A 6148-nucleotide genomic window follows, 5' to 3' on the forward strand; every position below is an offset into this window, starting at 1 on the left:
CCGTGGACCCGACCCCTGCCGCCACCCTGCCCATCCGCGTGTTCGTCGTGGAGGACCAGACCAAGATTTTGAAGAACCAGCTCCGTCTCTTCGAGGGCCACCCGGACATCGACATCGTGGGCACCGCGCTGTCCGGCGAGGCCGCGATGGAAGAGGTGGAGCGCGCGGCGCCGGACGTGCTGCTGCTGGATTTGGGGCTGCCGCGCATGAGCGGCATCGACGTCACGCGCGAGGTGAAGGCGCGCTTTCCGAAGATGGAGATCCTGATCTTCACCATCTTCGACGAGGAGGATAAAGTGCTGGAGGCCGTGAAGGCGGGCGCCTCCGGCTACCTGCTCAAGGGCGCGACGGTGGACAAGATCGTCGAGGCCATCAAGGAGGTCCGCGCCGGGGGCACCGTCATCCAGCCGAACCTCGCGCGGCGCCTGCTGCGCCACTTCCGCGTGGAGCCGGACTCCAGCCCCGTGCCCACCGAACCGCTGGCCGTGGCGCCCTCCGCCGTGGACCCCACGCCGGCACCGGCGCCCCAGGACACCTCCGCCCAGGAGCCGCTGCTCAAGCCCCTGTCGGATCGCGAGCGTGAAATCCTCCAGCTCATCGCCAAGGGCGTGTCCAACAGCGAGGCGGCCCGGCTGCTCACCCTGTCGAAGGCCACCATCCGCACGCACCTGGAGCACATCTACCGGAAGCTGGAAGTCACGAACCGCGTGGAGGCCGTCACCGAGGGCATCCGCAAGGGCCTCATCTCCGTGTAGTCAGACCCGGGGCATCGAGCGCCCGCACGCGCAGGGTCCGGGCGCGGACGCTCGATGCGTGGAGCCCCCACTTTTCACAGCCGGATCCGCGCGTGGCTTCTACAGTGGGGGAACTCTTCGTTCCAACCCCTGGAGCCCCACCATGGACGTCCGCGCCGCCGTCGCCTTCGAGGCCGGCAAGCCCCTGAGCATTGAAACCGTGCACCTGGAGGGCCCCAAGGCGGGCGAGGTGCTCATTGAACTCAAGGCCACCGGCCTGTGCCACACGGATGAGTTCACCCGCTCCGGCGCGGACCCGGAGGGCCTGTTCCCCGCCATCTTCGGCCACGAGGGCGCGGGCATCGTGGTGGACGTGGGCGCGGGCGTCACCAGCGTGAAGAAGGGCGACCACGTCATCCCGCTCTACACGCCGGAGTGTCGCGGCTGTAAGTCGTGCCTGTCCCAGAAGACGAACCTGTGCACGGCCATCCGCGCCACGCAGGGCAAGGGCCTGATGCCGGACGGCACCAGCCGCTTCCGCCTGGGCAAGCAGGCCATCCACCACTACATGGGCTGCTCCACGTTCGCGAACTACACGGTGCTGCCGGAGATCGCCGTCGCGAAGATCCGCGAGGACGCCCCCTTCGACAAGGTCTGCTACATCGGCTGCGGCGTCACCACCGGCGTGGGCGCCGTCGTCTACACCGCGAAGGTGGAGGCAGGCGCGAAGGTCGTCGTCTTCGGCCTGGGCGGCATCGGCCTCAATGTCGTGCAGGCCGCGCGCATGGTGGGCGCCGACATGATCGTCGGCGTGGACCTGAACCCCGCCCGCAAGGAGATCGCGGAGAAGTTCGGCCTCACCCACTTCGTCAACCCGAAGGACGTGGAGGGCGACCTCGTCCCGTACCTCGTCAACCTCACCGGCGGCGGCGCGGACTACAGCTTCGAGTGCATCGGCAACGTGAAGACCATGCGCCAGGCGCTGGAGTGCTGCCACCGCGGCTGGGGCGAGAGCATCATCATCGGCGTGGCCGGCGCGGGGCAGGAGATCAGCACCCGGCCGTTCCAGCTCGTCACCGGACGCGTGTGGAAGGGCAGCGCCTTCGGCGGCGCGCGTGGCCGCACCGACGTGCCCAAGATCGTGGACTGGTACATGGACGGGAAGATCCAGGTGGACCCGCTCATCACCCACACGCTCAAGCTGGAGGACATCAACCACGGCTTCGAGCTGATGCACAAAGGCGAGTCCATCCGCAGCGTGGTGAAGTACGGATGAGCGCCGCCCCCACGCTCGTCAGCGAGCACACGTGCTTCGGGGGGACCCAGTCCTTCTGGAAGCACGCGTCCGAGGCCTGCGGCGGAGAGATGCGCTTCAGCGTCTTCACCCCGCCCCAGGCGAAGCACGGCAAGGTCCCCGTCCTGTACTACCTGGCGGGCCTCACCTGCACCGAGGAGACCTTCCCCGCCAAGGGCGGCGCGCAGCGCGTGGCCGCCGAGCTGGGATTGATGCTCGTGGCGCCGGACACCAGCCCTCGCGGCGCGGGCATCCCGGGCGAGGACACCGACTGGGACTTCGGCACCGGAGCGGGCTTCTACCTGGACGCCACCCAGGCGCCGTGGAACGCGCGCTACCGCATGGGCACGTACGTCACGAAGGAGCTGCCCGGCATCATCGGCGCGCACTTCCCCGCGCGCATGGACCGCGAAGGCATCTTCGGCCACTCCATGGGAGGTCACGGCGCGCTCGTCACGGCGCTGCGCGAGCCCGGCCGCTACCGCTCCGTGTCCGCGTTCGCCCCCATTGGCGCCCCCATCCGCAGCCCCTGGGGCAAGAAGGCCTTCGGCGGCTACCTGGGCCCGGATGAACAGACGTGGCGCGAGTACGACGCCACCGAGCTGCTCCGCTCCGGCAAGCGCGTGCCGGCGCTGCTCGTGGACCAGGGCACGAAGGACAAGTTCCTGCCGGATCAGCTCCACCCGTCCTTCCTCAAGGACGCGTGCGACGCGGCAGGCCAGCCCCTCACGCTGCGCATGCAGGAGGGCTACGACCACGGCTACTACTTCGTCTCCACGTTCATGGAAGACCACCTGCGCCACCATGCGGCGGCCCTGAACGCGGCCTGAAAAGGCACCCCGGCGCGCCCCGGACAGGCCTGGGGCGCGCCTGCTTGTGTGTCAATCCCCTTCCCTCCCCGGCCTGGACGTGGGAGGCGTGGGGGCATGAGTGCAACTTTCAAGTCCCTGGGCCTGTCTCCCGAAACGCTGGGTGCCGTGAAGCGCGCCCGCTTCGGTACCCCCACGCCCATCCAGGCGCAGGCCATTCCTCCCGCGCTTTCCGGCCGTGACGTCATCGGCTGCGCGGCCACCGGTACCGGCAAGACGGCCGCCTACCTGCTCCCCATGATTGAACGCTTCGCAGGGGAGCGCGGCACCCTGGGCCTCATCCTCGCCCCCACGCGAGAGCTGGTGCAGCAGGTGGCTGAACAGGCCCGCTTCTTCGGCGAGCCCCGGCGCGTGCTGCCCATCACCATCATCGGTGGCGAGGACATGAACGCCCAGGTGGCCGAACTCAAGGAGCGCCCCACGCTCATCGTGGCGACGCCGGGCCGTCTGGTGGACCTGCTGGGCATCAAGGCCGTGAACCTGTCGCACATCCGCACGCTGGTGCTGGATGAGGCGGACCGGATGCTGGACATGGGCTTCCTGCCGCAGATCAACCAGATCCTCCAGGCGCTGCCGCGCAAGCACCAGACGCTGCTGTTCTCCGCGACGCTGGGCGCGGACGTGGCGCGCTTCGGCCAGCGCGCGCTCAACAAGCCCGTGCGCGTGGAGGTGACCCCCAGCGGCACGCCCGCGGCGCGCGCGGATCAGCACCTGTACATGGTGAAGCCCGAGGAGAAGTGGCCGCTGCTGCTCACGCTGCTCGCCGAGGACGAGGCGAGCGCACTCGTGTTCGTGCGCACCCAGGCGCGCGCGGACAAGATGAAGGAGCTGCTCGCCGCCGCAGGCTACAAGTCCGCCGCGCTGCACGCGGGCCGCACGCAGGCCCAGCGCAAGCAGGCGCTGGAGGGCTTCCGCCGGGGGCAGTACCGCTGCCTCGTGGCCACCGACCTCGCCGCGCGCGGCCTGGACGTGGACGACATCGGCCACGTCATCAGCCTGGACATCCCGCATGGGCCGGAGGACTACGTGCACCGCATCGGCCGCACCGCTCGCGCGGAGGCCAGCGGGCGGGCGTCACTGTTCGCGCTGGACGTGGAGCGCCGCACCCTGCGCGACATCGAGAGCATCATCCGCCAGGAACTGCCGCTCGCGGAGGTGCCTCGCAAGAGCCCCATCTTCCGCAAGGAGATGGAGGCGTTCCTCGCGAAGCAGCGCGACCCGGGTCCTCCCCAGGCCGACCATGGCCGCTCCACCCGGGCCGCGGATGCGACGCCCGGGCGCCATGCCCGCTCCCACGGCAAGGCCCGACCGAAGGGCCCCGACCGTCAGTGATCGTGGTCCTCACCGGGGCCGTGCGCGTGGCCGTGCTCAAGTTCCTCGGGCGTCGCCGCGCGCACTTCCTTGATGGTGACCTCGAAGTGCAGCTCCTTGCCGGCGAAGGGGTGGTTGAAGTCCACCAGCACGGTGTCCTTCTTCACTTCCTTCACCAGGAAGTCGACCTCGTCCCCGTCCGGATCCGTGGCGCTCAGGATGCCGCCGGCCTTGATCTCCAGGTCCTCGGGGAACTCGGTGCGCGGCACCTCCTCCACACCTTCCGGGTCATAGTCCCCGTAGCCGTCCGCCGCGGAGACGGTCGCCTTCAGCGACTCACCGGCGGCCTTGCCCTCCAGGGCCTTCTCCAGGCCGGGGACGATCTCCTCGTAGCCGTGCAGGTAGACGAGCGGATCTCCCGCCTCGCTCTCATCCACCACGACTCCGTCACCGAGGTGGAGCTTGTAATCAATGGCGACAACGCTGTCCTTGCCGATTTTCATGGGGCCCTCATAGCGCATTCAGCCATGCCTCGGTGGAAGGATGATGACCACCGTTACCGCGTGCACAACGACGTCCTACCAACGGATGCGCAGCTCGAAGCGGCCCGTGCCGGTGTCGCTTTCCAGCACCACCGTGGGACTCTCGGCCCCGGACTGACGCAGCGCCTCTTCACAGCATCCCGCCGCTGCTTCCGCCGGGAAGGGGTAGCCCTGGAACGTCACCCGCCAGTCCTTCGGCGCCAGCTCCGTGGACTGGATCTCCACCGGCTCCATCACCGCGCGGAAGCTCAGCCCCACCCGCTTCATCGCGCGCTCGGGGCCGGCCACCTTCAGGGCCACGTTCACCACCTTGCCCACCAGCGTTTCGAAGAAGCCGCGCACCAGGTCGCGCCCCATCTGCCGCAGGGCCTCCTGGGGAGGCCGGCCCGCGTAGGCATACGCGAGCACCAGGTTCTGGCACCTCAGGAACACCGACGCCGGATAGGAGGCACGGGGCCGGTCCGGGTCGTACCCCGCCGCCGCCAGCCGCTCCCGCAGCGACGAGTCCAGGCGGACGCAGCGCAGCAGCGACTCGAACAACGTGTTCTGGATGACGACCTCGGCCGGGGACATGTGCGCTCGAAGTGTGAAAACGCGAGGAGACCGGAAAGACGCGCGACAGTACCCGGTCGCTTCGGGGAAAGGATCCCCCTGCCGAAGGCTTCACGGGGGCCAGTGGTTTCAAGCCCTTGGAAGGCCCTGGGCATCAACCGTCCGCGTCCGGAAACGAATTCCGAGAAGGGCCGTCCGTGAGCCAGACGATGGGGAGCGTCACGGACGAAGCGCTCATGGACTTGTTCTGTCAGGGAGATCACTCGGCTTTCGAGGCGCTCTTCGCCCGACACGCCGGACGTGTGCACGGGTTCCTGACGCGCATGGTGAGGGATGGACCGCTGGCGGAGGACCTCATGCAGACGACATTCCTGTCGGTCATCCGCGCCCGGGGGCGCTACGAGTCGGGCACGCGCTTCACCCCCTGGCTGCTGACCATCGCGGCGAACGCAGCCCGCGACGCCTTGCGGCACCAACAGCACGTGGATGCCCATGCGCATGCGACGCCGGAAGGCCCCACGTCGGTGCCCGCGCCCGAAGGTGACCCGGTGCTGCGACGGCGCATCGAGGACGCGCTCCAGCAGCTCCCCGTGGAGCAGCGCGAGGCGGTGGTGCTGAGCAAGTTGGAGGGCTGGTCCTTCGACGAGATCGCGGAGATGCGGGGCATCCGCGCGGGCGCGGCGCGGCTGCGAGCGCACCGGGGCTACGAGAAGCTGCGCGAGCTGCGCGCGCGCGGCCGGCCTCCCGAGCACGTCCTGGGCCTGCTCGCCGCGTGGAGTGGCCTGGGCGATGGCAGCCCGGTGTCCCTGCCCTCGCTGGTCGCCCGCTTCGACCCGAACGTGCTGC

At 69.4% G+C, this 6148-nt stretch carries 6 protein-coding genes and 1 pseudogene; 5 read left to right on the forward strand and 2 right to left on the reverse strand.

Annotation, left to right across the window (positions count from 1 at the left end; all coding sequences use genetic code 11):
* Nucleotides 1–2 precede the first annotated feature (2 nt).
* From D7V88_RS37950 to D7V88_RS37965, 4 genes are all read left to right on the forward strand, one after another.
* A complete protein-coding gene (locus D7V88_RS37950) occupies nucleotides 3–755 on the forward strand; it encodes a response regulator (RefSeq protein WP_120545428.1) in 753 nt (250 codons plus the stop codon).
* Nucleotides 756–897: 142 nt separating this feature from the next.
* Entirely contained in the window at nucleotides 898–2010 is a 1113-nt protein-coding gene (locus tag D7V88_RS37955; protein WP_120534532.1) for an S-(hydroxymethyl)glutathione dehydrogenase/class III alcohol dehydrogenase, read from the forward strand.
* Complete coding sequence (gene fghA / locus D7V88_RS37960; protein ID WP_120545429.1) at nucleotides 2007–2858, forward strand: S-formylglutathione hydrolase; 852 nt, start codon at nucleotides 2007–2009, stop codon at nucleotides 2856–2858. Before D7V88_RS37955 ends, fghA begins: the two co-directional genes overlap by 4 nt.
* 96 nt (nucleotides 2859–2954) lie before the next feature.
* Entirely contained in the window at nucleotides 2955–4229 is a 1275-nt protein-coding gene (locus D7V88_RS37965; protein ID WP_120545430.1) for a DEAD/DEAH box helicase, read from the forward strand.
* On the opposite strand, the gene D7V88_RS37970 is transcribed toward D7V88_RS37965, so the two are convergent.
* Nucleotides 4223–4711, reverse strand: coding sequence for an FKBP-type peptidyl-prolyl cis-trans isomerase (locus D7V88_RS37970; protein ID WP_120545432.1), 489 nt, complete (start codon nucleotides 4709–4711; stop codon nucleotides 4223–4225). The genes D7V88_RS37965 and D7V88_RS37970 overlap by 7 nt on opposite strands.
* 75 nt (nucleotides 4712–4786) lie before the next feature.
* Nucleotides 4787–5323, reverse strand: coding sequence for a DUF2378 family protein (locus D7V88_RS37975; RefSeq protein ID WP_120545431.1), 537 nt, complete (start codon nucleotides 5321–5323; stop codon nucleotides 4787–4789).
* A gap of 188 nt (nucleotides 5324–5511) precedes the next feature.
* Between D7V88_RS37975 and D7V88_RS37980 the strand changes: the two are divergent.
* Nucleotides 5512–6027 (forward strand): annotated as a pseudogene (locus D7V88_RS37980) (RNA polymerase sigma factor); the annotation flags it as partial.
* Between the last annotated feature and the right edge of the window lie 121 nt (nucleotides 6028–6148).

This window comes from Corallococcus terminator, from assembly GCF_003611635.1.
Lineage (GTDB): Bacteria > Myxococcota > Myxococcia > Myxococcales > Myxococcaceae > Corallococcus > Corallococcus terminator.